Consider the following 26524-nt stretch of genomic DNA (forward strand, 5'->3'; position numbering starts at 1 on the left):
ATTTATTTCGAACCGAAACACTTTTAAACAAACACCAAGTGGGTGCGCTTTGAACGTAAGCGGCATGTATAAACTTAGTATATGAAAATGGCGTTGTCTTTCCACCGGTGCTTTGTAACATTATGGATTATTTTTGCGTGCATGCTGGTCATGTATGCTTGTAATAAGGAAACCCATCCATCAGCCAATCCCAGAAACAGTTTTAACAAAGGCATTGCCTTCCAGGAAGATTTTGAACCTATTCCTGCGGACTGGTTGTATTATAACACCGATACTGTTGCATCGAATGTGGTCAAATTTCTTGCACTCGATTCTTCGGCACTTTCCTACACCTGGACCATTGAATCTGTCACTTATCAAACAAAGGAAATCAGGCTGAGTTTTCCCCGGGAGTATTTACTTGGTAACAAACAAATAGCTGTAAAGCTGTCTATCCGTTACAAGACAACTTCCAATACTGATACCGTAAAAAACTTTTCTAAACAGTTAACTTTTTTTAATCCCTGTGCAAGCCAGTGCAACGGTATTTTTAATGGCACAACAGATAATGGCAGCCACAAGGACAGTTTTAAAATTGGCACCTGTGCAAGTGATCCATTACACCAGGTCTCCGGCTTTTATCTTGAGAATTTTCAGCTGGGTTGCGGGCGCTACTTTGATGAGCTGCCTGATAGTTATAACATCGGATACAAACAAATTTTGTTTTCAGCTACCGGCGAATTTGTATGCAACTCTCCCTCAGGCCTCATTTCAATTAAAGGTGACAGTATTTGTATCAGTTACCGTTCCTTCGATAATGGTATGCTGGAAGCACCGCTGGACCATGTTTTCAGGGGAATTAAAAAATAAGTCGTGCTATGCATTCTGAACTGAATTTGTTCAGTCCATTTTTTGTTTACATATCTGTATTGCATTCTTCTAGAAAGCAACTTTTAAACCCACAAATAAACCGCCTTTCCCGGCGTTGAGCTGACCGGGGGTAAGCCGCCAAAAATAGTCCAATGATATAAGGTGAAATATATTTTCGATTCCTACGCCGGTTTCCATGAATGGCTTATTACCCGTTATGGAAAACTGCGCATTGTTGTTGTAAGTCTTGTTGGCATTGGTCATACTGCCCAAGAATGCATTGAAAGAGAAACGTTCCCTTAAACCCATTTTATTTAAAAAAGGAATTTTATCAAACAACATTCCGCCTGTATACAAACGTGTGTGCAGGCCAGCGAACTGATCCGAAGCATATTCGTAAGGCAGCATGGTGTTAAACAGGTAACGGCTGTCCATATGCGATTCGTTGCCACCCGGCACATCCAGTAATAAATACGGGGCAGTGCCAAAGGTTTTGCCCACATTTAATTTATAGTAAAAGATGGCTTTGGGCGGCAGGCGTAACCGCTGTTCAAGCCCTGCATTTATTTTTTCATAAGCAAACTGCGCATTGCCGGCTTCTATACCATAAATAAAATTTAAAGTAACTACCGGGTTGTAATTATCCAGCATTACGCGGTTATAATTGAACAATTTTGTCCGCTGATTTTTTGCAAACCTAAAGCCGATGGCACCTTCTGCCACTGGCAACCTGCTACTGTTGATACTGTCTATCGGCCGGTCTGTAACCTTGTCAATTGGATGATAGGTAAAATGAAAAACGGGTAGCAATTCTTTGTATTCGAGGGATAATTTAGCTGTTATATTTTTGCTGATGTATTGCTCATGTTTTAAAGAAACAGATCGCATAAAAATATTTGTGGAGGGAACTTTTTTTCTTACGAGGGAAGTTAAGATGTTATCATCATCGGATTCATCATCCTTTTCAATCGGGTAGTTGTAGTCGATCGTGCCGGTTATGGAAGTTTTACTCCAACGCACCGGATTCCAGAGAAATTGTACTGCCAAGTGACTCTTTAGTTGCTTGTCCTTGGTGCCGTAGGCAAGGTAACCATTCACATTGATGTTTTTGCTGATGCCGGGTAAAGTCCAGAAACCGACTCTTGAACGCATACCTTCTGCTACACTTGAACTTATAATGGAAGTAAGCGGGCCAAACCTAAATTTATTTTTCACATCCCAGTAGCCAAGTCCCAAAGCGGCTATCAGCCTGGTTTCATTTCTGTATGTTGAATTCTTTTGTAAAGAGTCGGCCATACGGTAAATATTTTTTTCATGCCCGGACAAGGAATCGGAACGATTTTGCAGCCAGTAGGTGTCATCTTTTTCAAGCCCTAACGTTGCTTCCCGGTTCATTTTACTGATAACACTATCGTTGTTTATCCCCATCTGAATATGATCAATTACCACCGTATTATTGGCTATTAAGCGCACGGCTTTTTTGTTCGTCTTTACCGGGATACCGATCAAGGCAGCCCCTGTTTCAAAATCAACTACCGCACTGTAGTTAGAAGGCATGTAAACTGATTGCTTCGTGGCTGAGTCAAAACTTGCTGCATATTCCTGCGTGTAATGAATATCATGTATAAAATTGAGGTTAGCGCTTTTACTTAGGTGCATATCAATTTTACTGATGGAGTAACTGCTGTCGTTGATCCACAACGAACCTGTAAAAGCCCTTTCAAATTGTTGCCTGGGTGCAAAATGAATACGGTATTGCTTTTTACCATTCAGCATACTGCTGTCGCTGAAATAAAAATTATAGTAATCAAAAGCGGTATTGCTTAAAGGGCTTGCATAAGTCTGGCTGAATATGATCAGCCAGTTGTCGTATACGTTGAAGTTAAAATTAAATTTGTCCATCTTGCGCAATAAGTCATCCGTATGCAGGCCAAGCGTTTTTTTCGCCAGTATGTTTTCATTTTCAATCGCGGGTAAAATACTGTGGTATTTATTTGAGATGGTTTCTGAAAAATATACTGGCAGCTGTGTACTTTTTGCGTTGGCTGCATCCGTGCTGCGGTAAATATTGATGGCTAGGTTTTTTAATCCTTTATTATTCCGCTGCGCTGAATCTATGTTGTTTACCAGGAGTTCGTGCCTTTTGTACTAGCGGTAGCTATAGTTGCTGAACCTGTTGGGGTCATTGCCGGGTTTAGCGGCAATGACTTTTTTCATAAACCGTTTACCGGGTTCTTGATCCATTGCATCTACCCTGATAATGACATCATCCAGCAGCGATACATGCTGCTTCAGCTGGAAGCTAAGTCCGGTCAATTGTGTTTTGTTTAAAGGAACCGTTAATTTTTCAAAACCTGCATGCGTCAGCTCAAGTGCGTTGGCCCACCTGGTAGCGGATATGGAAAAGCTGCCATTGGCATTGGTAATTGTGCCGCCGGTAACACCGGCAAGGGGCACCGTTACATTGGGTAAAGCCTTGTTGGCAGAATCCGTTACTCTACCTGAAATGATAAAAGGCGTTTGGGCTTGTGTTGAACTAACACATAACAGCAGAAGCAGGCAGCCGGTAAAAAAATGATAGGTATAATGACGCATGCAAAATATCAGCAGATGAGATAACGGAAAGTCTGCCTTGCTTGTTTTCCGGTTATAAGATGTTTTCTAGGGCAAATGGTTGGGTTAGTTAATGTTGTCCGGTATGATATTTTATGCACCAACGTTTTTTTGTTTGAGTAGTTTGAGCTCAAATTTGTGCAATGATATTCCTTAAACGGCCTTAAAGGCTGGCTTCACACAAAAATAACATACGCAGCTGTCTGCGTTAACAATTGCTTAATTCAACACAGGCCAACCATTTCTTTTAGGTTGCATCTCGTATAAGGCTGGATTGAAGCAATAATTTATCCGGCCTCCTTAAAAGAGGGATTTCTTGTAGGCGTGACTTAACAATTAGGCAACACTACTTGAATAGTTTTAAAAAATAAATGAGCCAGCCTGCAGACTAGCATGCTGGTGAGTAAGGGATATTATCATTTTTTGGCAGTTCAACCTTCTATTTGGAAAACATCATTCATCTGCTGGTGCAATACAAATATTTCATCCTGCTGCCATTGGCAATTGTGGAGGGACCTGTACTGGCCGTTATAGCTGGTTTGCTATGCTCACAGCATATCCTGAATCCTTTCTATTCTTACGCGATGATTGTGTTTGGAGATATAACCGGTGATTCCATTGTTTACATGTTAGGCAGACGGGGCAAATCACCGCGGCTGCGGAAAATCAGCCGATGGCTTGGTCTGACAGATAATAAAATGGACAGGGCCAGGATTTTTTTTGAAAGTAATCCCAATAAGACGATTTCCTTATCTAAAATAATTCTGGGGGTAGGAGTAGCAGGTATCTATATGGCAGGACATGCAAAAATTGCTTATAATAAATTCATTGGTATTTGCCTGATCACCTCTGCACTTCAGTACATCGTCTATATTGGCACCGGCTTTTTGTTTGGAGAGGCCTACAAACAAATCAGCCATTACCTGGATTACTTTGCAACCCTCACTATTCTCGGCGCTGTTGCAATTGCGCTCTTCTTTATTGTAAAAACAAAACTTAAAAAAATATGAGAATCCTTTTTGTTTCAGAAACCTATTACCCGCATTTAAATGGCGTGTATTATTTTGTATGCCGCATTGCGCCTTTGCTGCAAGAAAAAGGACATGAGGTTGCGGTAATTGCACCGTCGGAAGATATCCATTTCGCAAAAAAGAAAATAGATGGGATTGATGTATATGTGATGCCGTCACTGCCTTTATTGTTTTATCCCAAATTGCGTTTTCCCATTCCCTTCATGCTGCAGTCCAAAATAGAAAAAATCATCCATGATTTTAAGCCAGATGTAATACACTTGCAGGATCATTTCATTTTATCCAAAGCGGTAGTAGAGATCAATAAGAAACTAAATATTCCTGTGATTGGCACCAACCATTTTATGCCGGAAAATATTACCACGTTATTTAAAAATAAAAGATTAAAAAATGTAGTAGAGCGTTTTTTATGGTCCAGGTTTTCCCAGGTTTTCAACCAGGTCTTGCTCGTAACTACGCCTACAGAAACCGGCGCCAGACTGATACGGCCGCATTTAAAGACCAAAGTGATTCCCATTTCCAGTGGGATAAGCCTCGAAGAGTTCAACGCATCCGGACAAGGGGAAACCATCAGGAAAAAATATGGCTTGACGGATAAACCCATCCTTTTATACGTCGGCCGCATAGATCCCGAAAAACGCATTGAAGAAATACTGGAAGCCGTTGCCGTTGCTGTAAAGACAGTTGATTTTAGCTTTGTTGTGGTTGGAAATGGAGTTTGTAAAGATTCCCTGGAAGTAAGGTCAGTAGCGTTAAATCTGCAGGACAGGGTGATCTTCACCGGTTTTGTACCCAATGAAGATTTGCCGCTTTTCTACCGCATCAGCCGCTGTTTTATTATTGCCAGCAGGGCAGAACTGCTTAGTCTTGTAACCCTGCAGGCCATGGCCTCGGGCCTGCCCGTGATTGCAGTAAATGCTGGCGCCTTGCCGGAATTGGTGCGTGATAATGTAAATGGTTTTTTATTTGAAACAGGTGAACAGGAGGTAATTGTTCAATCCATTCAAAAAATATTTACAAACAAACAGTTGCATCAGGGGATGGTCGCAAGAAGTCTCGAATTCAGTTTAGATCATGATATCATCAGAACCGTTTCATCTTTTGAAAAAGTGTATAATGGTTGTTTTACGCGTCGGATAATTACAAAAAATCTCGCGTATAGCGAGTCTTTATAAATAGATACCTTGAAATACCTTGAAGGTGAACTTCTTTTTTTGTAATTGGGAAGTATAATGACGATTGAATTGTAGGTGTTCTGTTGTTTTTAAAGACACGTTGGTTGATTTTAACTATCGAGGTGCTTAAAGAAAACACACTGTGCTGCTTTTCCAAAAAAATACGAATATGGTAAGGGTAAATATACTACCACCGTTTCTGTTTTCGGTAGCTGGAACAGTGGCAACCGTTTTGCCTATGTATATGGTGGTGACATAAACAATGATAATACATTCACGAATGACTTGCTCTACGTTCCGAAAAAAAGCGAAATAGATGTAATGCCGTTTGACACCTTAACCGACGTGAATGGAACAGTTCAAAGTGAAACTGCCCAACGTACCGCTTTTAAAAGTTTTATTGAACAGGATAAATATCTCAAGAGCCGCCGCGGTTATTACACAGAAAAATATGGAGCAGAGTCTCCCTGGTTCAGCCAGGTTGAATTGCGGCTTCTGCAGGATTTTAATTTTAAAATAAACAGCAAGGTGGATACGTTGCAACTAAACCTGGACTTTATCAATATTGGTAATATGCTATGCAGCAAGTGGGGCGTACGAAAATATGCAAGCGCTTCGGGCTACTTCCAACCGATTTCCTACAGCAAATGGCAAATACCAGTTTGATCCTTCTTTAATGGAAACATTCATTGCCAGTCCTGACCTGCCATCCAGGATGGCAAATGCAGCTTGTATTAAGGTATATCTTTTAGGCAAGCCGGTTGAAGGCTTAAAAGTGTCGGTTCGCAAGTATGGGGTATCTATGAATGAGTTGTGAAGACAGCAAAAATTGCCGCTAAAAAAAGTAGCCTGGGTACTGTCCTTTTAGCTATAGACTTAAAACCAAAGAGACAACAATTTAATAACCGCGATTTAATGTTCCATAGAAAAGCAAGTGCTAACATTGCTGCGGTTTTTCATAGGACATTAGACTTGAAATCGGGGCTGGATATTTATCCTGGCCCTTTCTATTTTTGGAATGCAGTAATTGGCAGATCCTTTAAAGGTATGGGATAATTATTTAGGCTTCCTGCAATTGCACATCCGTTTTCTCAGCCTCGCTGGTGACAGCGTTAAAATTTGTAACTGCATTTTTAATGTCTTCTTCAGATATGATATCTGTCGCATTGGAAAAGTGTTCGCGGATTCTATTGTGGGTATTGATATCGGAGATAAAAACACTTGGTTGCTTGTTTGACATGATTAAATATTTGAGCGGGCAAAATACATCAAATCCCTGTCGCTTTCTTGTAGTTGGAAAAACTTAACATTGGAATGAGCAGTGCACGTGGTTGACAAGCCGTTGGAAATTTGAATGCAATTTTTTTACCTCTTTTATCAACTCCGCAGCGTTGTTTTCCTAACAAGATACCGTTCAAAAAACGCAATGCAGAAGTGTTGCCCCAAGAATCATATACGGCAATGATTTTGCTCATTTTTACAAATCTGCTGAACCTTTATTTTTATTTTTTTAATTCCATCTTGTATAATGGCGCATTATTCCCTGAAATCAATAGGACAGCAATTGACAGCACTGGAAAACAAAATGCTGGCGGAAACAGAAAAGCGACAAATGTTGTTCAGCGATATTCATCCCATGCAATTAGCTGCTGCAAAAAATCTCGTTAAATATTTATCGCTTCGAAGTGAAGATATCAGGGATCTCCAGGACGCCCTGCATACAAACGGCCTGTCTTCTTTGGCCAGTTCAGAAAGTCATATTCACCGGCAATTGCAGTCAATTTTACAAAGATTGAATAAGCAATATGATAAAAATGAAATGGATGCCTGCACGTTTGAATTTAATCAGCGGGAAATGGCCCGAAAAAGTCGTATCCTGTTTGGCGAAAAGGCAGATACCCTGTCACCGTTTATCATGGTTACATTTGATGCATCTTTTGCTGATAACTACGCCCTCATTAAAAACCTGCTGCAGAATGGGATGAATGTGGCACGCATTAATTGTGCGCATGATGACGAAGCCGTCTGGTCTAAGATGATCCAGCATTTAAAACGAGCCTGCCGGTATACCGGCCTTGCATGCAAGCTTTATATGGACCTGGCAGGGCCCAAAATAAGGACAAAGTTAATAGGCAAGGGAAAAGAAAAAGGAAAAGTAAAAGTAAAGGAGGGGGAAATAATCTGGCTGGCAGATAGCGTAAAAGGGTTCACCGAAAGCCAGGTAGTGATCAGCCCGAATGAGACAGGGATCGTTGCCAGGCTAAAAAAAGGAGAGCGGGTCTACATTGATGACGGCATGATAAAAGGTGTCATTGAATCTGTCAAAAGGAAGGTGGCGGCCATGCGTATTATCCGTATCTCATCCGGCAAACAGCAGATTAAATCCGGCAAGGGAATCAACTTTCCTGACTCTGCCCTTGTCATCCCGCCACTGACGGATTTCGACAGGGATTGCCTGCCATTTATCTGCGAACATGCAGATATGGTTGGTTATTCTTTTGTACGCTCAGCGTCAGATGTGCAGGGATTGCATCTGGATTTAAAAACTTTTTCCGGCCATCCGCCTTATGTGATAATAAAGATTGAAACACCGGAAGCAGTTAAAAATTTGCCTGAATTGTTGTTAAGGGGCATGCGGGAAAAAGCCTTTGGAGTAATGATAGCCCGCGGTGACCTGGCTGTGGAAATTGGTTTTGAACGCACAGGGGAAATACAGGAAGAAATATTGTGGATTTGCGAAGCGGCACATGCACCTGTAATATGGGCAACCCAAGTACTGGAAACGCTTAATAAAACCGGCATTGCTACCAGATCGGAAATCACCGATGCCGGGCATGCCGCAATGGCCGAGTGTGTGATGATCAATAAGGGAGATCATACCATCGAAGTAATAGAAACACTTAGCAATATCCTGCGCCGTACCGGAGGTCACCACATAAAGAAACGGTTTACATTTCGGCCGCTGAGCATTGCAGAAAACTTTATCCGCACATCAATTTCTATTGACGAAAAATAGCCTTCTTCTACTATACATATACAAAAGCCATAACAAAATCAATGAATTAATATAAGCCTGTCATTGACTTTATAGTATCGCTCAACATATAAACACCTTGCTGATAGTACCGGTTTAACAATAAAATAATGGCTGAATAATTGCCGTCAAAAATTGTAATGGTAGCTTTAAATCCTGAAGTCAGTTTGAAGCTTTTGCAAATAGGGGCTTGTACAATGTTATCGTTTAACAATATTATTTGTTAACTGTATTTTTTTAACCGAAGTTAAAAATGAATAAAATGGAACCGTTTATAAAATTGTTTGCACTCATCATTGGCTTTACTTTCTATACGAAGCCGCTTTCGCAGCCAAGCCAGTCAGGCAGTATCGATACGACCCCAGCGGGAGAATTCTGCGGAATAAAAAACACCTCTTTTCAGCACGGGGAAGTGGTTACCATGAAGGTGTTTTACAACGCCCTGGGTATGTATGTCGGTGCCGGCGAAGCTTCGTTTTCCGCAGCGCTTGAAAGGTTTAATGGCAAGCCCGTATACCATTGCGTGGGGGAAGGAAGTAATTATTCTCTCTTTGATAATTTTTTTAAGGTAAGGGATAAATATGAATCATATATAGATACGGCAACCATGTTGCCGGTAAAATTTGTACGCAATGTAGATGAAGGGGGGCATAAAATTTATAACAATGTAACATTTAACCAAAGCAGCAATACCGTGATCAGCACCAATGGTGTATTTACAACTACCAGTTGTATGCAGGATGTTGTTAGCTCCATGTATTATGCACGCAATATCAATTATGACAAGTACAAGGCAGGCGATAAAATACCCTTTGACATGTTCCTGGATGATGAAGTCTACCATTTGTTCCTGCGTTTCATGGGAAAGGAAACAATCAAAACCCAGTACGGAAAATTCCGGGCTATTAAGCTAAAACCTTTGCTGATAAAGGGAACATTGTTTGAAGGCGGAGAAAAAATGACTGCCTGGGTAAGTGACGATCCAAATCACCTGTTACTGAGAGTTGAAAGTCCGATAACGGTCGGCACAATTAAAGTTGATATGTTCGGATATAAAAACCTTCGCTACCCATTAACATCGCTGATTAGTGTCAGGGGAATATAATACTGCCTTTTCTGGTATTATTATGAAGGCAGATGAGTAGGGCTGCAGATGCGGGACACCGGCAGAAAAACTGACCCAAAACCACAGCTTCCATCTTTCTTCGGGCAACACTATTTGCATAGTATCAGTGAATGCTAAGACTTATTCTTTGCCGCCTTCCCGGTTCCTTTTTTTGCCTTTGGTGCTGCCTTCTCAACAGCCTTTGTCGGCTTCTTTACGGACAAATGAACTTTTTTCACTGCGGGCATTGTCTTTTTTTCAGGCGTGTCTTTAAATCCTGCAACCAGCAGTTTGGCTGCTTTTTTAATTCTTTTTTCAAATTTCTTTTCTCCAATCTGTTCCTTCAATCCGGTTAGGGCTGTTTGCAACTGACCTGTAATGGCTTGCAAAGCAGCATTTCTGTTCATAGTAATTTTTTTGATGTTTTCTTTTGTTGGCATTATTAATTTTTTTGTAAAATGATAACGCAAAATTAATATAAGAACATTGCTTTCAATATTAAGTTTTTATATGAGTATGATTTTGGCCTTATTTTAATTATCACAAACATGTATGCTTTTAATTACAGCCGGCAGAAGGCGTAGTCTTAAAAGAGGGCTTACTAAGGAGTATAATTTCTGAATCCGTAGATGTAATACAGACGGCAAGGCCCGCCGTTTCTTTCCTGAATAATGGTATCTATCAAAAATGATTTGTTGAAAAGCGGAGCATAAGTTTTAATGGCGTCAAAATAATTTTCGGAGGGTACAATGCACCAGGCATCATCGCCAGGCTTTAATTTCTTTCGCTGATTGTTAATCCAGGCGTATTGGTGAATATCACTGGTGTCGCCCAATGCAACAAGATTTTTTTTTAATGGCATGGCTACATATAAGTCAAGGTGTGCTGCGGTAAACCATCTATTACTAATTAGAACAGCACCAGGCTGCACCAGACCAGCTTTTTCTTTTAGTTCAACAACATGTTGAAACGGTGTTGTCAGCTTTTTCCAGCCATACATATCCAATGTAATATCACCTTCACCCAGATTTTCTTTTTTTTTGTGATCCCAGTGTCCCCGGATAAAAATGTATGACCAGTATGCCTGCCAGGCAAATAAAAGCCAGTAAGGATAAGGATAGTTTTAAAGATTTTGGCACCAAAAGTTTGTCTGCATTTTTTGCAGTCGATAAACCACTAAAGTAACATGCGGTTAAAAGGATCAGCCCGCTGTAAGCCGGGCCGGTCCAGTGCGGCAGCACAGTTTTTAATAATGATACGACCGCGGCAACAAGTATCAGGGGAAGGCTGCAAAAAAGCAGTATTCTTCGTTGACTTAACACAACTGGTACTTTATTTTTAATTGCCGCAATTACGGCCAGTACGAAGAACGGAAAGAGCACCGGGTTGGTGTACAGCAACTGCCCGCCGGCGAAAGTCAGAAATGAGGCTGGGTCCAGCCCGCCGGAGCTTATATTGACGCGTTTGCTGTGATAGAGCCAGGTAACAAAATGATTGTCGATATTCCATTGAATTACCGGGTAAAAAAAGGCAAGGGTAATGAATCCCGAAAGATACAATGCGGGTTGTCGCAGCCATTGAGGGTTGTATAAAATAATGTATAATAGAAAGCCCAGCCAAAGAAAAGAAGTGTGAATTTTACACAGCATACCAATGCCGGAGAGAATGCCAAAGCACATCAGTTGACCTTTTTTTCTTTTGTTAATGGCTTTTGCATCGGCAATGATTATCAGCAGGTATAAAGCGGACGACCAGCAAACCATTTGCGGTGAATCAGGGAGGATAAATGTGCCTGCGATGATACTGCCATAAAGAGTTGCGGTATAAATGAGTGCAGCTGTAAAGCCGGTACGTGCATCCAGCAGTTTTTTACCGCAGAGGAAAAACAACCAGGTGGTTGCGGCCGCAGATGCAATGGCACCCAGCCGGATGAAGAATTCACTATCCAGTAAAAGATTGGCTGTTGTCAGGCGGATAAGCCAGCCGACCATAGGCGGATGATCAAAATAATTCCATTGCATGTATTGCGCATACATACGGTAATAGACTTCATCATTACCCAGCTCCGTTGCTCCAGCGACCAGGCATCGTAGCAATGTAGCAATGGCAATTAGCTGAATTGTTTTCTTTTGATAATTCAACCGGCATTAATTAAAAGTAAATAGAAAATTGAGCAAATAGTTATAGAAGAAAACAAGGCCTATTACAACCAGCTTTAGTAAATAAAAATTCTTGTGCGCTTTATTCACCAGCAGGTACAAAAGTAAATGATTAATGCCCAGGGCAGAAAGGGAAACCAGCAAAAAGCGGATCAATTGCGGAGCAAAGGGGTGCGCCGTGTCATGGAAAGTCCAGTAGCGGTTAAGTAAAAAATTATTGATAACAGCCAGGGAAAAGCCGATGGAGTTAGCCAGGTATTTATTCAGCCTTATTTTTTCTTTGCCTATCCAGGTTGCGGAAAAATCAACGGCCATTCCGGCAACGCCCACCAGGCCATATTGCAGCAGACGGGTTCCAATCAGAGAGCTCATGCTGTTTGTATAGAAGAAGGTGAACCTGACTGCCTGTTATTATTTTTTGCAGGATGCCATTTAATAGCTGGCAATTTTAAAGCATTGAGGTTAAGGGCAAAATAAACAGCCAGTATTCCGGAAGCGGTGCCTATGACAGCACCAATCATAACGTCCAGTAAAAAGTGTTGGGCAAGGTAGATCCTGGAATAACCTACCGTTGCGGCAGCCAGCAATACGACAAGCTGGGCGTTTTTATTCCTTGCCATTAACACCAGCACAGTTGCTAATGCAAAGGCGGTGGCAGTATGACCAGAGGGAAAACTGGAATTGTTGGCAAGACTTACGCCATCAATAAAATGCAGGTACTGACCTGCTTCAAAATATAATTTAGGACGGGGCGCATTCACCAGGTTTTTTATGATCTGCGTTGCCAGGCCAGAAAGTATAAAGGATATAAGCAACGCCTTGCCTTCTTCTTTTCTTTTAAAAAACAGCCAGGCAATTGCAATCAGGCAGAATGCAAAAATGCCATCGCCAACAAATGTATAGTTGATAAAAAACACATTCAGCCAAAAAGGATGATAATTGTTCAGCGAAATAAAGCAGGCAGATTTTCCATGGGCCATCAGCATTAAACCACTGATGAATGTCATTAATAATACGCTGCAAAAATACCAACTGCAACTGCATACGTCCGGGCGGCGCTTCATCTGAGATTATTTGAATGAATGATGCTGCAAGCTACCTCACATACTTTACCGTATTGTTACATATAGGTTATGCAACTATTAACAAATTAATTTTCAATGGGAAAGTAGTCCGCGAACAATCATTTATGGCAGAACCAATTCAATATATTCATCAACAGGGGGCTGTATTTTTAGCGGGTATTGTTCAGTTAACCGAAATGCCCACTGACATAATTTTTTGTAAGTTCTTTTTTTGCGTTTTTAAAAATATTTTCGTAGGTATCAAATTCAATCAGTTCGCCCAGGTACATAAACGCGACATCATCAGATATGCGTTGTGCCTGCTGCATATTGTGCGTTACGATTACAATGGTATAATTCCTTTTAAGGCTGAGTATTAAATCTTCTATTTTTCTCGTACTGATAGGGTCCAGGGCAGAGCAGGGTTCATCCATTAAAATCACTTCGGGCCGCAGCACAACAGTTCTTGCAATACATAAGCGTTGTTGTTGTCCACCGGATAATTTTACCGCTGGCTTTTTTAATTCTTCTTTTACTTCTTCCCACAAATAGCTTTCCTTTAATGCAGACTCAATCAAGTGCGGTAATTCATTTTTTGGAAAGTCGTGTAGCTTTAATGCATAAGACATGTTCTCATAAATGCTTTTGGGCAAAGGATTTGGTTTTTGAAACACCATTCCGATCCGTTTGCGGAGCTCCGTTACACTATACTTTTTTTTGTAAATATCCAGGTCATCCAGTTTTAGAATTCCCTCAATTTTGGCATCGGGTGTTAAATCATGCATACGGTTAAAACAACGCAGCAGGGTAGATTTGCCGCAACCTGAAGGGCCAATTAATGAAGTGACTTTATTTTTTGAAAAATCGATATCGATGTTTTTCAAAATGTGCTTGGTGCCGAAATAAAGATTTAAATTATGAGCCGAAAGTTTGATGTCTGCCATGTTAATCTTGTGTTCTTTGTTTAAACCGGATATAAAAAGCAATACAATTCATGATAAAAACCAGTATGATCAATACCACTGCCGTGCCATAAGCCAATGGCCTTACCTGCCCGATGGACTGGTGTTGTGTTGAGAGCATGTAAAGGTGATAGGGCAGGGCCATAAATTCCTGGTTAAAAGAAGTTGCTAAGCCATTGATGTAAAATGCCACGCCGGTAAACAGGATAGGTGCTGTTTCGCCGGCTGCTCTCGAAAGTGTTAATATTACACCCGTAAGGATCCCGGGTAAAGCCTTTGGAAGAACTACATCCCTGATTGTTTCAAACTGGGTAGCGCCAAGGGCAAGCGTTGCTTCCCGCATAACAGTGGGGATGCGCTTCAAAGCTTCCTCCGTAGTGGTGATAATATATGGTAGTGATAGTAGTCCAAGCGTTAAACCGGCAGACAACACCGACGTGCCCAGCCTTAGTGCTTGTACAAACAAGGCCAGCCCGAAGAGACCGTAAATAATTGAGGGGATACCGGAAAGGTTCCGGATGGAGGCCCGGATAATATTGGTAAGTACAGATGGCCGGGCGTATTCATTCAGGTAAATGGCACAGGCAATTCCAAACGGTACGGCAAAAATAGTGGTGATGAATGTCAGCAGAACGGTACCCGTAATAGCAGGCAGAATGCCTCCCTTTGTCATACCCTCTGTTGGCAATTTGCTGATAAAATTCCATGAAACAGAGGGCATCCCTTTTGAGAAAATATCAAATAAAATAATGCCTAAAAAAAGGCACACAATAATGGTGCTGCCCGCCAAAAATATCCAGTAAAAAAATCCACCTATCTTCTTTTCATGCCTGAAATTTTCTTAAGCGGTTGGCAAAATATTCACCCAGCAAATTGATGGATAAGGTAATTAAAAATAATACAGCTGCGATGGCAAACAAGGCAAAATAATGCGTGGTCCGGTAAGGAACTTCTCCCATTTCAATGGCTACCGTAGCGGTGATGGTGCGGATAGAATCCAAAAATCCGCGGGGCATTGCAGCCGCATTGCCGGTTGCCATCAGCACTGTCATTGTTTCTCCCAGTGCCCGGCCAAGGCCAAGCATAACGGCTGCAATCAAACCAGGGTAGGCAGCAGGAATAGTTACCTTAAAGAGCGTGGTCCATTTGTCAGCACCTAGTGCCAGCGATGCTTCCCGGTAGCTTTTTGGAACTGCGTTGATAGCATCTTCGCTAATGGTGATAATAGTAGGCAACGCCATTACCGCCAGCAAAATAGAACCATTCAGTGCATTTAATCCGTTTTGAATACCAAACAGTTTTGCAATGCCCGGGCCAACCAGTACAATACCTAAGAATCCGATGGCAACGGATGGTATAGCAGCAAGCATTTCAATAACAGGTTTTAATACAGCCTGCAATTTCGGGGGTGCAAATTCAGAAAGAAATGCTGCCGTAAAAATGCCCAGCGGAACGGCAATGATCATAGAACCTGCCGCTACCAAACCTGTACTTACCAGCAAGGGCAGGATGCTGTATTTGCCGTTGGCATTGCCCGGGTTCCATTGATAGCCGGTAAAAAAATCAACCGGCTTTATATCCATGGCAAAGGCGATGCTGTTGTATAATAACATCAGGAAAATGCCGCCCAGCATGCAGATGGTCAGCAAACCGGTAGCCTTAAAAGCCTGCTTAAAAAACCAGTCCAGGCTTTCCCTTTTCTTAATATCCATGCAATTTAATTTACCGGGTAATATCCTGCATCCCGTATGATCTTTTGTCCGCTTGTGCTTTTTTCAAAATCCAGTATCGGCTTTACTTTTTCAAAAGACCCCGTTTTATAATACTGAAACAAGGGACGCTGAAAATAATATTTGCCGGCTGCAATCATTGCCGCATCCAAAGGCGAAACGGCTTTGCTGTTTTTGGTTTCGTACACGGTAAGCACTTTTATTCCTTTGCTGCCACCATGAATTACATAACCGGCACCCACATACCCAATGCCTGAATTATCCGATTTAAGCGCTTCCAGGATTTGAGCATTGCCGTTCATTTCTTTGGCATGCGGGCTGAAATCAATGCCCAGTTTCTTTTTTACAAAATCATGTGTGCCGGAATTGCTTTGCCTGCCATAAATATTTACCGGTAAGTCTTTTCCTGTAAGGGACGACCAGTTTTTTAAACTGCCTTTTAGAATGGCGGCCAGTTCTGCCGGGGTTATGGAATCTATTGTCAGGGATGAAGAAACAACAAATGCAATAGCGTCCTGCGCAAAAATGAAAGAGTCAAGATTGATGCCTCTTTGATGAAATAACTTTAGCTCAAGGTCATTAATACTCCTGGAAGAATTGGCGAGATCCGCCGTTCCATTCATTAAAGATGCAATGCCAAGCCCCGAGCCGCCGCCTGATATGGAAACAAATAGTCCGGGGTTTGTAGAATGAAAAGATTCCGCCAGCTGAACAGCCAGATTCACTTCTGTGTCTGATCCCTTTATTTTGATGGTAGTATTGTCTGCTGAGCAGGATACCAGCATCAGCAGATTTAACCAAAATAAACACCTCATTTTTCTTTGTTGTTGAATTAAGTAATTGAGCAAAAAAATTACACGATGCCAAATAATCGGTATTAAATTATGATTAAGAATCTGCAGGTAGCTTTGTAAAACAAGTTCAATAGATAAATGTCTAAATGATAATGATATCTTAACCCGCAAAAAGGGCTCAAAAAACTGCCGGTAGCATTAGTAATTATCTTTGCGGACGAACGAAATTATGTCCAAAAAATACATTCTCTTTTTATCAACAAATATTATCTGGGGTGGTAGCGAAGTGCTATGGACAATCACTGCCCGCCAGCTAGCTGAACTGGGATACGAGGTGAAAGCCGGGCTGCGTTATGATCATCAATTGGTGGAAGCATTTATTCCCGCAGCTGATGATTATATTGATCTCCGGAGCCGTACCAGGCCGCTTTCCATTGCACAAAGAATTATCCAAAAAGCAGGTCTGCGCACATTTTCAGAGAGGGATCTTTTTCATGAAACCCTGCAGAAAAAAAGACCGGACCTGGTCATTATTTCGCAAGGCAACAATTTTGAGGGAAGACATTTAATAGGAGATTGCCTTAAGCTAAATATTCCCTACGTAACGCTTACACACCTGGTTAAATTCGATATATGGCCTGCACTCAATGATAACTTCATCAATGATTTGAGACGTATGTATCAACAGGCTGTACGCAATTACTTTGTATCCCACAATACATTACACCTGCACGAAAAGCTGCTTGGTGAACAACTTACCAATGGCAGTGTGGTGTATAATCCATTTGTGGCCCGCATACCTGCGGGGTTAACCTTTCCTCCCGTAGTCGGGACTGTTTATAAAATAGCGCTTGTTGGCCGTATCGAATGTTATCACAAAGGGTATGATCTATTGATTGAAGTGCTTAAGGCTGACAAATGGAAAAGGCGGCCTGTAGAATTTACTGTTTTTGGCAACGGTCCTCATGTTGCACTGTTGCAACGAATGATGGAAATGCATGCTATACATAATATTCATTTGCATGACCACGTAGATGATATTGCACAAATATGGAAGGAGCATCATATACTCCTGATGCCATCCCGGATGGAAGGGCAGTCCCTCAGCCTGATTGAAGCCATGCGTTTTGGGCGGGCAGCGATTGTGACGGATGTAGGAGGAACGGCAGAATTGGTTGAAGACAACTTTAATGGTTTTATGGCCGCCTTTCCGGAGCCCGCTTGTATCGATGAAGCCATGGAAAGGGCCTGGACCCGGAAAGAAGAATGGGAGCAGATGGGAATCAATGCAAGAAACACAATTGAACAGAAGCACCCCGCTGATGCCGTCACTTTTTTCACAAAACAAATTCAGGAAGCTCTCCGGGAAACTCATTTATCCCCCATTAAAAATAATTCAGCATGTTAGTCAATATTTGTATGATTACCTACAATCATCAACAATACATCCGTCAGTCAATTGAAGCTGTTTTAAGCCAGGTTACAAATTTTGATTTTCAGCTGGTCATAGGGGAGGACAACAGTACGGACTGTACCAAAGAAATTTGCCTTGAATTTGCAGAAAGATATCCTGACAAAATAAAATTGATTACTTCCGCCATCAATGTAGGAATGAGTAAGAATTTTTTCCGAACCTATAAAGCCTGCGAAGGCAAATACATTGCTTTTTGCGAAGGTGATGATTACTGGACTGACGTACACAAATTGCAGAAGCAGATCGAATTTTTAGAAGCCAATCCAGATTATTGTGCCTGTTTTCACAATGTGCAAATGAAGGAAGAAAGAACGGGTACGCTTGGTGCGGAAAGGACTTCAGAAAGTGATAACTGGGTATTGCACAAGTCACTTCCAAAAGACAGTTTTGATACAAATGATTTACTCGGTCCCTGGTTTATCCCTTCCCTTTCTGTAGTGTTTGTAAACTATCCAGACTTTGAATTGCCCGGATGGTTTCATAATTCCCCTTTTGGAGACCTACCCTTTATGTTATTGCTGAGCCTGCGGGGGAATTTTAAATACCTGGATGAAGTGATGGGTGTTTACCGCATTCACGACAGCGGTGCAACTGCAGCTCACAAAGCCTACGACAAAATTATGGCGATGGTATATATCTATGCTTCGTTTGATATTCATACCAATTATAAATTTCATGAAGCTATACGAAAAGGTGTTGCCTATGAAATTGACCGGCATATACCCCCGCGGGAAATTACTCAACCACCGGTGGCTCCTAAGATTTCAATGCTAAGGAGGTTGTATAATCGCCACGTAAAATAATCATCAACCCAACGTTTCAACAACAGGAAAATGGTAAGTGAATAATTCCGGAAATCTATTCAGAAGGCGCAGCATAGTAGGTTTCATAGATATCAGGTTCCACCACTTTTGGTATAAAATGCCTGTATGTTTTGTACAGCAGCAACCATACAATGGTTAAAAAAGCGCCCAGTATAAAAAAGATAACGGCATACTTGAACACACCCGTAGTATTCATTTTAAGTGGAAGGATAGGCAAATCTATATATTGAATAAGGGGCGTTTCTTTCATGAGTTTCGTCTTCGCTATTTCAAGGCTCCTGAACAAATCTGAGTAGGTGTTCTTTTGTATCTGGATATCAGCCGCCTGCCGTTCGCCCGCAACCGTGCCCACCTGTCTCACGGCATTGATGTTGGCATCAGTAAAGGCAGCCTTGCCGTAAAGTGAACCGGTAAAAATATGGTTGATGGAGTCCGTTCTGCGCTGCAGAAAATCTACGTCAAGCCTCGCCCGTTGTGTTTTGTTGTCTATATAAAAAGTAATTACTTTTTCAATCAGCGCCTCCAGAAAATATTTGGAAAATAATTCATTTTCTGAAATACAGCTTACTGAAATAATACTGGTTCCCTTCCCTTTATTGTCAACTTTAATATTTTTTGCCAGCAGCACATCATAAATATTCCGGATAATTCTGTTTTCAAACAAACTGTCCTGCGTTGTTTTTTTTGTGGCAAGCAAATGCAGTTTATTCAACGAAGTATCTTCCATCCACTTTTCCCTGTAGTTGAGTGAATCAAGAAAAAAATCAGCAAACAACAGCGACCTGCCATTTATTTTGACTGAACTCCTCAGTGTTTTTTCAATCAGCAACCTGGACTGAATCAGTTCAACAATATTCGTCATGCTGCTGAAGACACCACCAGCTTCCAGTACAGGCCCCATGCCCAGTTGTTCACTTAATTGTGCAAAATCACTCCTGGCGCTCTGGCCGGCCCCTTCATCCAAAGCAAAGGTAATCTCTGCCGAGTAGGTTGGATTTCTGAAAGAACTGAGTATGTATCCTGTGATGCCAAAAATAAATGCTACCAATAGAATAATTTTCCATTTGGAAACAACATAACCTGCTGTACTTTGGATTTGCAGAATTAATTTCTGCGGCGAAAATTCATCAAATACACGGTTATCCTGTTGCTGTGTTGAAGTATTTTCCATCATTTTTTTAGTACATTATAAAGTATAGCAAGCATGGTCGCCACCGATACGCTTAAAGAGACAACTTCGGATGTTCTAAGTCTTTCTTTTTCTCTTTTGGAGGGAACGAAGATTTCAGCACCAGGACTGAGCCTCGGATATTTTTTGATAAACAGAAAGGACTTGGTTCCTTTTACCGAACCATTGGCATACACTACATAAGGCCTTTTTTTAGATGACCTGTCTGCAAAACCGCCGGCCTTGTTGATGTAATCCCTGAACCTGAAGCTTTCGTCGTATCGTACCAAAGCAGGGTAGAGTACTTCGCCGTTTACCCTTACTGTTTGCAATTGTTTTGGAATGCGTAAAGTGTCACCATCATTTAAAAACAGGTCATATTCAGATTGCGGATTTTCTAAAATTTTCTGCAGGTCAATGCCCACATTTTCCGATTTCCTCCTTGTCATCAAATCAATTTGGTTTTGCAGTAAAACAGGAGATACACCAGCTTCATAATTTTGCTTTAATAAATTGGAAAGACCCTGTTCGCTGTTATTCTGTTCTGTTCTGGTTAAGTTTTTTGTTCTTACCAATACTGCACCTTTTGGATAGGCGAGGGCTGTAAGGCCGCCTGAACGTTTTACCAAGTCAGATATACGATCGTTTTTTGCCTGCAAAGTATACTTGCCGGAGTAAATAATTTCGCCTTCTATTACTGCATTCTTCTGAACAAAATATCCGGGTGCGGGGCGGATGGTAACTTCGTCAAAAGGCATCAGCACAATTTTCGGAATCACTGCGCTGTCCTTTAAATCCAGCGTAATATCCTGCTGGAAAATTGTAGCTGTAGCGATGTTGGTTGAATCAGCTAATTTGATATTCGCCGAATCTTTATTGGCATCTTTGACCCTCCGGGAAATTTCCACGCGTTGTAGTGACGCGGCCTCTTTCAATCCTCCGGCCATCAAGATGAGATCCTGTACGGTAATGCCTTCTTCATATAAAAAAATACCCGGCGCCGATACCTGTCCTTCAATACTGACGAAATAGCCTTCCTTTAAATCAAATTTGGAAAATATTTTAATCCTGTCTTCCGGTTTCAGTTTGATATCTTTTAATTCACCGCTTAATAATTTCTCTACATCAAAGGCAATAATTTCCGGGCTTAAATCTGCCTTGAGGCGGTGCAGTGTTGCCCTGCCGGTAAATGCGTCATCCCGAATTCCATCGGCTTCATTTATCAGTTGCACCAGGCTCAGCCCTTCACTTAATTCATACTCCCCAGGCCGGTAAACAGCACCTTCAATACTTATCCTGTTGGTAAACCGGTTCAATATTTTTCCCACCACGTAGCTGTCACCTTTTACAGGAACGGCCGATGCTATCTGCGCTTCCGGCATGGTAGTTACTTTCCTGTCTTTGGATGTATTTCTGAAAACCTGTATCCGGTCAGTATAAGCGTTGTCTGTAAATCCGCCAGCATATTTAAAAAGTTGCGCCAGTTTTTCTCCGGGGGCCACATCATACAGCCCCGGCTTTTTTACTTCGCCTTTCAATTCTATCCTGGTATCATAGGAGTTGATCTTAATAACATCTTCATCCATTAAGCGGATATCATTTTTTTTACTCCCGCTAATCAGGTACTGATATACATCAATTGTAGCGATTGTCGTGTTGTTCCTGATCACCTGTATGTTTCTGTAGGATCCGTTCAGGTTGGGGCCTCCACATGCATACAGGGCATTATATGCAGAAGCAAGCGATGGCAGTGTATAAGTGCCAGGCAGGGTCGCTTCGCCGATTACAGTCACTTTCATGCTGCGTATTGTGCCGAGATTTACATCCACTATTGTTTTACCTGACCTGATATTGGCATAGATGGTACCCGCCAGTTTTTTTACGATGGCTCTCTTTGCTTCCTCAATTGTTAAGCCACTTACTGCTACCGCACCCGCCACGGGTATCCTGATCAGGCCTTCATTGGAAACCTTCAATCGGTAACTCATTTCTGAATAACCCGATACATCAATGAGCAGCTCATCATCTGCTGCCAGCCGGTAGTTAAAAGGAGTGGGTAGTTTAAGGTTGGGTTCAAACGTCAGCCGCCTGTTATTAAAAACATCAAAGCCAAAATTTTTTGATTTCAACTGGGAGAAAACGCTATTAAAATTATCCAGTGGCTTTTGTTCAAGTGAACTCACGGAATCCCGCTGGTAACTGGAGGGTAATGAAGCACTGGAATGATCAATGTCGGCCTTGTAACCGGCCGTTAAAGTTTTGCGTGTTGCCTTTACACGTTCTCTCAGTTTTACTACTTCTTCGGGGTTCATTCCGCGTTGCAGCGCCAGCTGTACAATCTGGTCATCCGTCAAGCCCATGCGGTCAGATTCAATCATAAATTTTCTTACCTGGTCATCAGTCAATTCTTCCGTTCTTATATTGGTTAAATCTCCCACATTCTGCGCTTTGGTAACCAGCTGTGCCGAAAGCAGCAGGAGAAAGAATATGATATATCCTGAAATAAATGGAAGCCGTTTAGGGATGCCTGATTTTTTCAATATTTTTTTTTTAAAGGACAATACAATATTCCTCATATAATAAAAAGCTGATGCTGGTGTAAAAAAGCAAAAGTATAAGATATGGGTAAGCTTGGAGATTACCTTAATATTAACTTTTGCAAAAGCGAAAGCAGTCAGCAAAAAAAGTAATTCCTTTGAATTTGTGGGTCTGTGGCTTCACTGTGTATCCAGCCTTCTTAAATTTTTACATGCGCAGGTATTATCTTATTGACCATAAAATACTGTTCCTTTTCGGGTATATCTTTTATCTGTTTACGCCTTACATCGTGGGTGTAAGCCATGCGTTTAAAGGGTTTCCGGGCATGGATATGTACCAGGGGTTTTTTAGCCTGATACCGCAAGACAAGCTACAGGCATACATCTTAATCACCCTTTCCTGGTTACCTGCATTTTATGCGGGGCATTTTGCTTACAAATTATTTGCACCCTATAAAAGATCGCTGCAGCTTTTTCCGGCATCCTACACAAGCCAGGGTACGTCTCACGTTGCCGTATTGCTGACAGGTGTTTTAATCCTGTTTACTTATATCAGTAAAAATTCTCTGCTGGGAAATTACCAGTTGTATGATTCCGGCGCCCGGGGCAAGATGTCAACACTGCTGGTTATTTTTAACTTTTTTTTACTGTACCAGTTAGTCAGCAAACAAAAAGTTTCATACGTTTTAATTGCCGGAACGCTAATTACCGCAGTGCTGTTGTTATCAATGGGTGGCCGTATGTACGTAATACAAACCTTTATTATTTACCTTGTATATAAAACTTCTTTTGCCACCGGGCGCTGGACTTTAATACAGATTGTGCTGTTTGCCGTGTTGGCGCTTTTCGTCGGCAGCTGGGTAGGGACTTTCAGGATGGGCACGGCCTTTAACTTAAACAGGGGCCTTTATTCACTGATGGCAGAGCCTGTGTTTACATGGTTTAGTACAAGCACTTTTCTGATAGCCAATAATATTCCCGTTGTCAATTTTCCGGCAAATTTCCTGACCTCTTTTTTAAACCTGGTGCCAAACACAATTATAAGTTTCAAATCGTATGTTGTGTCAACGCAGGGGATGGGCTATGTATACCAGAACCCGCTGGGAGCCGATAGTGTGTGGAGCACCTTTGTAATCAATTTTGGTTCTGTGGGTTCTTTTTTCTTTCTGTTTATCACAGGTTTCATGATGAATTTTCTTCGTCATCTTTCAGAAAACAACCGCTTTTGGGCAGTGTACTATATCATGGTTTGCGGCATATTACCCTTCCAGTTTTTCAGGGATGGATTTTACATAGTTAACAAACAACTCTTTTTTAATTTCCTGTTGCTGCCTGTATTGATATTGATTGTATTGAAGTTTGTACAGTACGGGCAATCCTTGTTTGAAACAAATTTTTACGCTAAAAAAACGGTTGCCGGCAGCTAGCAACCGAATATAAAATAAGCACGGCATGTCTCAAAATATTATCGAAGCGGAGGGTCTTTCCAAACTTTATAAACTGGGCAGTCTGGGCAGTGGTACTATTTCCCACGATTTAAACCGATGGTGGAACCAGGTAAGAAAAAAAGAAGATCCTTATCATCTTACCGCAGAAAAAAATGACCGCAATTTATCCGGAGGCTCAGGATATGTTTGGTCTTTAAAGGACATTAATTTCGAAGTAAAGCAGGGAGAAATATTTGGTATCATCGGCAGCAACGGTGCAGGCAAATCAACCTTGCTAAAGCTGCTTTCCAAAATAACAAAGCCCACGGATGGTACCATCAGGCTGGATGGTAGAGTTGCCTCTTTACTGGAAGTAGGAACAGGTTTTCATCCTGAGTTAACCGGGCGTGAAAATGTTTTTCTCAATGGGGCTGTACTGGGCATGCGGCGGCAGGAAATCAAAGACCGGTTTGATGAAATCGTAGAATTTTCCGGCATTGGCCGATATATTGATACGCCTGTTAAAAAGTATAGTTCGGGTATGTATGTACGCCTTGCCTTTGCAGTAGCAGCACATCTTGAACCCGACATTTTAATCATTGACGAAGTACTTGCAGTAGGTGATGCAGCCTTCCAGGCAAAATGCCTTGGTAAAATGAAGGACGTATCCCGCAATCAGGGAAGAACAGTGTTATTTGTTAGCCACAGTATACCTGCCATTAAGCAGCTTTGCAATAGAGCGCTGTTACTGGAACACGGACTGCAAAAAGCGGTAGGAGATATGAGTGATATACTCGCTCTTTACCAGCAGGAAGCTGCCGACATGGCTGCAGGAATAAGGGGAAATATACCAGCCAGCCTGCCCGGTTATTTTACAGACTGGCAATTGCAGGAGTCAAAGCTGCCCAACAAACATGCCTGCTATACCGGCGACACCTGTATTTTTTCTTTCGGCTTTACTGCCACCGAAAGTTTAAAAAATTGTGAAATCATCTTTGCTGTCAGGTATGACGGTTTACTCATAATGAATGTAAGCAGCGGAACCAGGTTTTCGGTAGAGGCAGGAAAATACCGGTTTAATTTTAAAGTAGATTTCCCGGTAAGGGACGCGAAACTAGATGTGGAAGTGACGTGTATGTGCTTATCAAAAAAAATGGATTCATGGATTCCCTCTACCAAATTAACTGTGCTGAATAATTTTGATACTCATTTATACGCGGGTGTAATTAACCCCGATACGGAATTTTTTATTGAGCGTCAACCCGCTGACGTTGTCAGTAATACCCTATATTATTAAATATAGCTTTTTGTCAGAGAAATTTTATTCCTTCAATAACATGCCAAAAAAAGCAGTCAAAAAAGTATTATTTGTCAGCCACAAAGCCAATATGAGTGGTGCACCATTACTCTTGCTTGATATTGTGAGGGAATTTAAAAAACAATCTGCAGTTCCGTTCCAGGTACTGATGATGGAGGATGGGAACCTCGCCAATGAATTCCGGCTGCTGGGAGAAACACTCATATGGCAAAAAAACAGCCAACATATTTCCGTCGTCGAACAAAGCTTGTTGAAAAAGTTAAAATACAGGGTTAACACTATAACAAGAGGTGCAGAAATATTATTCCGCCTCCGCGGAACCTCCCTGATTTTTTTTAATACCATTTCAAACGGGCATATTTTAAAAAAGTTATTGTTTTTAAAAGCTAAACATATTTGTTACGTGCATGAACTTGAAGCTGCCATACACATGACAACCAACAAGGAAAGTTTACAGGCTGTTTTGCAGAATACAAATTTGTTTATTGCCTGTTCCCAAGCTGTAAAAAACAACCTTTCCGAAAGGCACGCTGTACCAGAAAAAAATATCCGGGTACTTCCTGCACCTTTGGCAACAGTTTACAGGAATAAGAAAGACTATACCGCTTTTGTTCAGGTCTTTAAGGATGGTAATGCAATTCCTGCCGGTGCCATAGTAGTAGGTGTAGTGGGGGGAGATGAATGGCGGAAAGGTTATGATTTGTTCCTGCCCCTGATTTCATTGTACACTAACCTGTACCCGGCAAGTAATGTATTCTTTGTTTGGAAGGGATGTAATCACCGTTCTTTCAACAGCTTTTTTAATTTATATGATGTTGAAAAATTTTCTCAACCCAATTGCCTGCTGTTGCCGCATGGTAATGACAGTATAGACACAATGGCGAGTTTTGACATTCATTTACTGATATCAAGAGAAGACCCTTATCCGTTGGTGGTGTTGGAAGCTGCTTCTTTTGGTATCCCGACAGTTAGCTTTTGCGGTGCCGGCGGTAGCACTGAATTTATTGAAACTGATGCAGGTATCAGTGTTCCTTATGGTAATTTATTAAGCATGGTCGCTGCATTGCAAATGTTAATCACCAAGACCGAAGTAAGAAATAGAATGGGGAAGTGTGCGCAGGAAAAACTACAGGTAAAACATGCCAGGAAAATTGCCATGCCGGCCTTTGTTTCAACTATTGAACAATTTAATTCGCCTGAAAAAAGTATTCATGAAATATCAGGCGGCCATTTGCCGGTGCTATCTAATTTAATGTAGAA

At 41.5% G+C, this 26524-nt stretch carries 28 protein-coding genes; 13 read left to right on the plus strand and 15 right to left on the minus strand.

Translation table 11 applies throughout. From position 1 onward, the window contains the following. Window positions 1-81: 81 nt before the first annotated feature. Entirely contained in the window at window positions 82-849 is a 768-nt protein-coding gene (locus QWZ08_RS13740; RefSeq protein WP_290338017.1) for a hypothetical protein, read from the plus strand. Window positions 850-918: 69 nt separating this feature from the next. Here QWZ08_RS13740 and QWZ08_RS13745 read toward each other — a convergent pair whose 3' ends face one another. Further along, the gene (locus tag QWZ08_RS13745; protein WP_353960492.1) at window positions 919-2979 is read right to left on the minus strand and encodes a DUF5686 family protein; all 2061 of its coding nucleotides are present in this window, start codon (window positions 2977-2979) and stop codon (window positions 919-921) included. Window positions 2980-2997: 18 nt separating this feature from the next. Continuing rightward, window positions 2998-3444 (minus strand): carboxypeptidase-like regulatory domain-containing protein, encoded by a 447-nt coding sequence (locus QWZ08_RS13750; RefSeq protein ID WP_290338018.1) that lies wholly within the window; start codon window positions 3442-3444, stop codon window positions 2998-3000. Window positions 3445-3905: 461 nt separating this feature from the next. On the opposite strand from QWZ08_RS13750, the gene QWZ08_RS13755 reads away from it, so the two are divergent. The 5 genes from QWZ08_RS13755 to QWZ08_RS13775 all read left to right on the plus strand — a co-directional run bounded on the left by QWZ08_RS13755 (window position 3906) and on the right by QWZ08_RS13775 (window position 6724). Then, window positions 3906-4472, plus strand: a complete 567-nt coding sequence (locus tag QWZ08_RS13755; protein ID WP_290338019.1) for a DedA family protein — start codon at window positions 3906-3908, stop codon at window positions 4470-4472. Beyond that, entirely contained in the window at window positions 4469-5668 is a 1200-nt protein-coding gene (locus tag QWZ08_RS13760) for a glycosyltransferase (RefSeq protein ID WP_290338020.1), read from the plus strand. Before QWZ08_RS13755 ends, QWZ08_RS13760 begins: the two co-directional genes overlap by 4 nt. 321 nt (window positions 5669-5989) lie before the next feature. Next, window positions 5990-6334, plus strand: coding sequence for a hypothetical protein (locus QWZ08_RS13765; RefSeq protein WP_290338021.1), 345 nt, complete (start codon window positions 5990-5992; stop codon window positions 6332-6334). Between the two features lie 10 nt (window positions 6335-6344). Then, window positions 6345-6485, plus strand: a complete 141-nt coding sequence (locus tag QWZ08_RS13770) for a hypothetical protein (RefSeq protein WP_290338022.1) — start codon at window positions 6345-6347, stop codon at window positions 6483-6485. Continuing rightward, window positions 6482-6724 carry a hypothetical protein gene (locus QWZ08_RS13775; protein WP_290338023.1) on the plus strand — a complete coding sequence of 81 codons (243 nt, stop codon included), beginning with the start codon at window positions 6482-6484 and terminating at the stop codon, window positions 6722-6724. The genes QWZ08_RS13770 and QWZ08_RS13775 overlap by 4 nt, the downstream gene beginning before the upstream one ends. A gap of 4 nt (window positions 6725-6728) precedes the next feature. On the opposite strand, the gene QWZ08_RS13780 is transcribed toward QWZ08_RS13775, so the two are convergent. Together QWZ08_RS13780 and QWZ08_RS13785 are read right to left on the minus strand one after the other, a co-directional pair. Continuing rightward, complete coding sequence (locus QWZ08_RS13780; RefSeq protein ID WP_290338024.1) at window positions 6729-6908, minus strand: hypothetical protein; 180 nt, start codon at window positions 6906-6908, stop codon at window positions 6729-6731. A 28-nt stretch (window positions 6909-6936) separates the two neighbouring features. Beyond that, window positions 6937-7143: a hypothetical protein gene (locus QWZ08_RS13785; protein ID WP_290338025.1), complete on the minus strand. Its 207-nt coding sequence runs from the start codon at window positions 7141-7143 to the stop codon at window positions 6937-6939. A gap of 53 nt (window positions 7144-7196) precedes the next feature. Here QWZ08_RS13785 and QWZ08_RS13790 point away from each other — a divergent pair, with 53 nt between their 5' ends. Together QWZ08_RS13790 and QWZ08_RS13795 are read left to right on the plus strand one after the other, a co-directional pair. Then, window positions 7197-8684: a pyruvate kinase gene (locus QWZ08_RS13790; RefSeq protein ID WP_290338026.1), complete on the plus strand. Its 1488-nt coding sequence runs from the start codon at window positions 7197-7199 to the stop codon at window positions 8682-8684. A gap of 280 nt (window positions 8685-8964) precedes the next feature. Continuing rightward, window positions 8965-9807 (plus strand): DUF3108 domain-containing protein, encoded by an 843-nt coding sequence (locus tag QWZ08_RS13795; RefSeq protein ID WP_290338027.1) that lies wholly within the window; start codon window positions 8965-8967, stop codon window positions 9805-9807. 134 nt (window positions 9808-9941) lie between these two features. Here the strand turns inward: QWZ08_RS13795 and QWZ08_RS13800 are convergent, their stop codons facing one another. The 9 genes from QWZ08_RS13800 to QWZ08_RS13840 form a co-directional block, all read right to left on the minus strand. After that, window positions 9942-10247 carry a hypothetical protein gene (locus QWZ08_RS13800; RefSeq protein ID WP_290338028.1) on the minus strand — a complete coding sequence of 102 codons (306 nt, stop codon included), beginning with the start codon at window positions 10245-10247 and terminating at the stop codon, window positions 9942-9944. Window positions 10248-10408: 161 nt separating this feature from the next. Then, window positions 10409-10807 (minus strand): hypothetical protein, encoded by a 399-nt coding sequence (locus tag QWZ08_RS13805; protein ID WP_290338029.1) that lies wholly within the window; start codon window positions 10805-10807, stop codon window positions 10409-10411. A gap of 19 nt (window positions 10808-10826) precedes the next feature. Further along, a complete protein-coding gene (locus QWZ08_RS13810; protein ID WP_290338030.1) occupies window positions 10827-11948 on the minus strand; it encodes an ArnT family glycosyltransferase in 1122 nt (373 codons plus the stop codon). A 6-nt stretch (window positions 11949-11954) separates the two neighbouring features. Further along, window positions 11955-12338 carry a GtrA family protein gene (locus QWZ08_RS13815; protein WP_290338031.1) on the minus strand — a complete coding sequence of 128 codons (384 nt, stop codon included), beginning with the start codon at window positions 12336-12338 and terminating at the stop codon, window positions 11955-11957. Next, complete coding sequence (locus QWZ08_RS13820) at window positions 12335-13030, minus strand: phosphatase PAP2 family protein (protein WP_290338032.1); 696 nt, start codon at window positions 13028-13030, stop codon at window positions 12335-12337. The genes QWZ08_RS13815 and QWZ08_RS13820 overlap by 4 nt, the downstream gene beginning before the upstream one ends. Window positions 13031-13218: 188 nt before the next feature. After that, window positions 13219-13974, minus strand: coding sequence for a phosphate ABC transporter ATP-binding protein PstB (pstB, locus tag QWZ08_RS13825; protein WP_290338033.1), 756 nt, complete (start codon window positions 13972-13974; stop codon window positions 13219-13221). Between the two features lies 1 nt (window position 13975). Beyond that, window positions 13976-14809 carry a phosphate ABC transporter permease PstA gene (pstA, locus tag QWZ08_RS13830; RefSeq protein WP_353960493.1) on the minus strand — a complete coding sequence of 278 codons (834 nt, stop codon included), beginning with the start codon at window positions 14807-14809 and terminating at the stop codon, window positions 13976-13978. Between the two features lie 7 nt (window positions 14810-14816). Next, the gene (gene pstC / locus QWZ08_RS13835; RefSeq protein WP_290338034.1) at window positions 14817-15704 is read right to left on the minus strand and encodes a phosphate ABC transporter permease subunit PstC; all 888 of its coding nucleotides are present in this window, start codon (window positions 15702-15704) and stop codon (window positions 14817-14819) included. Between the two features lie 5 nt (window positions 15705-15709). Continuing rightward, window positions 15710-16537 carry a PstS family phosphate ABC transporter substrate-binding protein gene (locus QWZ08_RS13840; protein WP_290338035.1) on the minus strand — a complete coding sequence of 276 codons (828 nt, stop codon included), beginning with the start codon at window positions 16535-16537 and terminating at the stop codon, window positions 15710-15712. Window positions 16538-16745: 208 nt separating this feature from the next. On the opposite strand from QWZ08_RS13840, the gene QWZ08_RS13845 reads away from it, so the two are divergent. Continuing rightward, entirely contained in the window at window positions 16746-17924 is a 1179-nt protein-coding gene (locus QWZ08_RS13845) for a glycosyltransferase family 4 protein (RefSeq protein WP_290338036.1), read from the plus strand. Then, window positions 17918-18793 carry a glycosyltransferase gene (locus tag QWZ08_RS13850; protein ID WP_290338037.1) on the plus strand — a complete coding sequence of 292 codons (876 nt, stop codon included), beginning with the start codon at window positions 17918-17920 and terminating at the stop codon, window positions 18791-18793. The genes QWZ08_RS13845 and QWZ08_RS13850 overlap by 7 nt, the downstream gene beginning before the upstream one ends. Before the next feature lie 55 nt (window positions 18794-18848). Here the strand turns inward: QWZ08_RS13850 and QWZ08_RS13855 are convergent, their stop codons facing one another. After that, entirely contained in the window at window positions 18849-19988 is a 1140-nt protein-coding gene (locus QWZ08_RS13855) for a Wzz/FepE/Etk N-terminal domain-containing protein (RefSeq protein ID WP_290338038.1), read from the minus strand. Continuing rightward, entirely contained in the window at window positions 19985-22522 is a 2538-nt protein-coding gene (locus QWZ08_RS13860) for an SLBB domain-containing protein (protein ID WP_290338039.1), read from the minus strand. The genes QWZ08_RS13855 and QWZ08_RS13860 overlap by 4 nt, the downstream gene beginning before the upstream one ends. Before the next feature lie 209 nt (window positions 22523-22731). On the opposite strand from QWZ08_RS13860, the gene QWZ08_RS13865 reads away from it, so the two are divergent. Genes QWZ08_RS13865 through QWZ08_RS13875 form a run of 3 tightly spaced genes read left to right on the plus strand, consistent with a single transcriptional unit; the run spans window position 22732 to window position 26522 of the window. Beyond that, entirely contained in the window at window positions 22732-23946 is a 1215-nt protein-coding gene (locus tag QWZ08_RS13865; RefSeq protein WP_290338040.1) for an O-antigen polymerase, read from the plus strand. Between the two features lie 25 nt (window positions 23947-23971). Beyond that, window positions 23972-25243 carry an ABC transporter ATP-binding protein gene (locus tag QWZ08_RS13870; protein WP_290338041.1) on the plus strand — a complete coding sequence of 424 codons (1272 nt, stop codon included), beginning with the start codon at window positions 23972-23974 and terminating at the stop codon, window positions 25241-25243. A 10-nt stretch (window positions 25244-25253) separates the two neighbouring features. After that, window positions 25254-26522 carry a glycosyltransferase gene (locus tag QWZ08_RS13875; protein WP_290338042.1) on the plus strand — a complete coding sequence of 423 codons (1269 nt, stop codon included), beginning with the start codon at window positions 25254-25256 and terminating at the stop codon, window positions 26520-26522. Window positions 26523-26524 lie beyond the last annotated feature (2 nt).

Source organism: Ferruginibacter paludis, assembly GCF_030409685.1.
Classification (GTDB): domain Bacteria; phylum Bacteroidota; class Bacteroidia; order Chitinophagales; family Chitinophagaceae; genus Ferruginibacter; species Ferruginibacter paludis.

What these genes read in the sequence shown, in the direction of transcription:
- QWZ08_RS13740 (WP_290338017.1), top strand. Translation starts at nt 82, where the DNA reads ATGAAAATGGCGTTGTCTTTCCACCGGTGCTTTGTAACATTATGGATT.
- QWZ08_RS13750 (WP_290338018.1), bottom strand. Translation starts at nt 3,444, where the DNA reads ATGCGTCATTATACCTATCATTTTTTTACCGGCTGCCTGCTTCTGCTG.
- QWZ08_RS13760 (WP_290338020.1), top strand. Translation starts at nt 4,469, where the DNA reads ATGAGAATCCTTTTTGTTTCAGAAACCTATTACCCGCATTTAAATGGC.
- QWZ08_RS13765 (WP_290338021.1), top strand. Translation starts at nt 5,990, where the DNA reads ATGCCGTTTGACACCTTAACCGACGTGAATGGAACAGTTCAAAGTGAA.
- QWZ08_RS13770 (WP_290338022.1), top strand. Translation starts at nt 6,345, where the DNA reads ATGGAAACATTCATTGCCAGTCCTGACCTGCCATCCAGGATGGCAAAT.
- QWZ08_RS13780 (WP_290338024.1), bottom strand. Translation starts at nt 6,908, where the DNA reads ATGTCAAACAAGCAACCAAGTGTTTTTATCTCCGATATCAATACCCAC.
- QWZ08_RS13785 (WP_290338025.1), bottom strand. Translation starts at nt 7,143, where the DNA reads ATGAGCAAAATCATTGCCGTATATGATTCTTGGGGCAACACTTCTGCA.
- QWZ08_RS13790 (WP_290338026.1), top strand. Translation starts at nt 7,197, where the DNA reads ATGGCGCATTATTCCCTGAAATCAATAGGACAGCAATTGACAGCACTG.
- QWZ08_RS13795 (WP_290338027.1), top strand. Translation starts at nt 8,965, where the DNA reads ATGGAACCGTTTATAAAATTGTTTGCACTCATCATTGGCTTTACTTTC.
- QWZ08_RS13800 (WP_290338028.1), bottom strand. Translation starts at nt 10,247, where the DNA reads ATGCCAACAAAAGAAAACATCAAAAAAATTACTATGAACAGAAATGCT.
- QWZ08_RS13805 (WP_290338029.1), bottom strand. Translation starts at nt 10,807, where the DNA reads ATGTATGGCTGGAAAAAGCTGACAACACCGTTTCAACATGTTGTTGAA.
- QWZ08_RS13815 (WP_290338031.1), bottom strand. Translation starts at nt 12,338, where the DNA reads ATGAGCTCTCTGATTGGAACCCGTCTGCTGCAATATGGCCTGGTGGGC.
- QWZ08_RS13820 (WP_290338032.1), bottom strand. Translation starts at nt 13,030, where the DNA reads ATGAAGCGCCGCCCGGACGTATGCAGTTGCAGTTGGTATTTTTGCAGC.
- pstB (WP_290338033.1), bottom strand. Translation starts at nt 13,974, where the DNA reads ATGGCAGACATCAAACTTTCGGCTCATAATTTAAATCTTTATTTCGGC.
- pstC (WP_290338034.1), bottom strand. Translation starts at nt 15,704, where the DNA reads ATGGATATTAAGAAAAGGGAAAGCCTGGACTGGTTTTTTAAGCAGGCT.
- QWZ08_RS13840 (WP_290338035.1), bottom strand. Translation starts at nt 16,537, where the DNA reads ATGAGGTGTTTATTTTGGTTAAATCTGCTGATGCTGGTATCCTGCTCA.
- QWZ08_RS13845 (WP_290338036.1), top strand. Translation starts at nt 16,746, where the DNA reads ATGTCCAAAAAATACATTCTCTTTTTATCAACAAATATTATCTGGGGT.
- QWZ08_RS13850 (WP_290338037.1), top strand. Translation starts at nt 17,918, where the DNA reads ATGTTAGTCAATATTTGTATGATTACCTACAATCATCAACAATACATC.
- QWZ08_RS13855 (WP_290338038.1), bottom strand. Translation starts at nt 19,988, where the DNA reads ATGATGGAAAATACTTCAACACAGCAACAGGATAACCGTGTATTTGAT.
- QWZ08_RS13865 (WP_290338040.1), top strand. Translation starts at nt 22,732, where the DNA reads ATGCGCAGGTATTATCTTATTGACCATAAAATACTGTTCCTTTTCGGG.
- QWZ08_RS13870 (WP_290338041.1), top strand. Translation starts at nt 23,972, where the DNA reads ATGTCTCAAAATATTATCGAAGCGGAGGGTCTTTCCAAACTTTATAAA.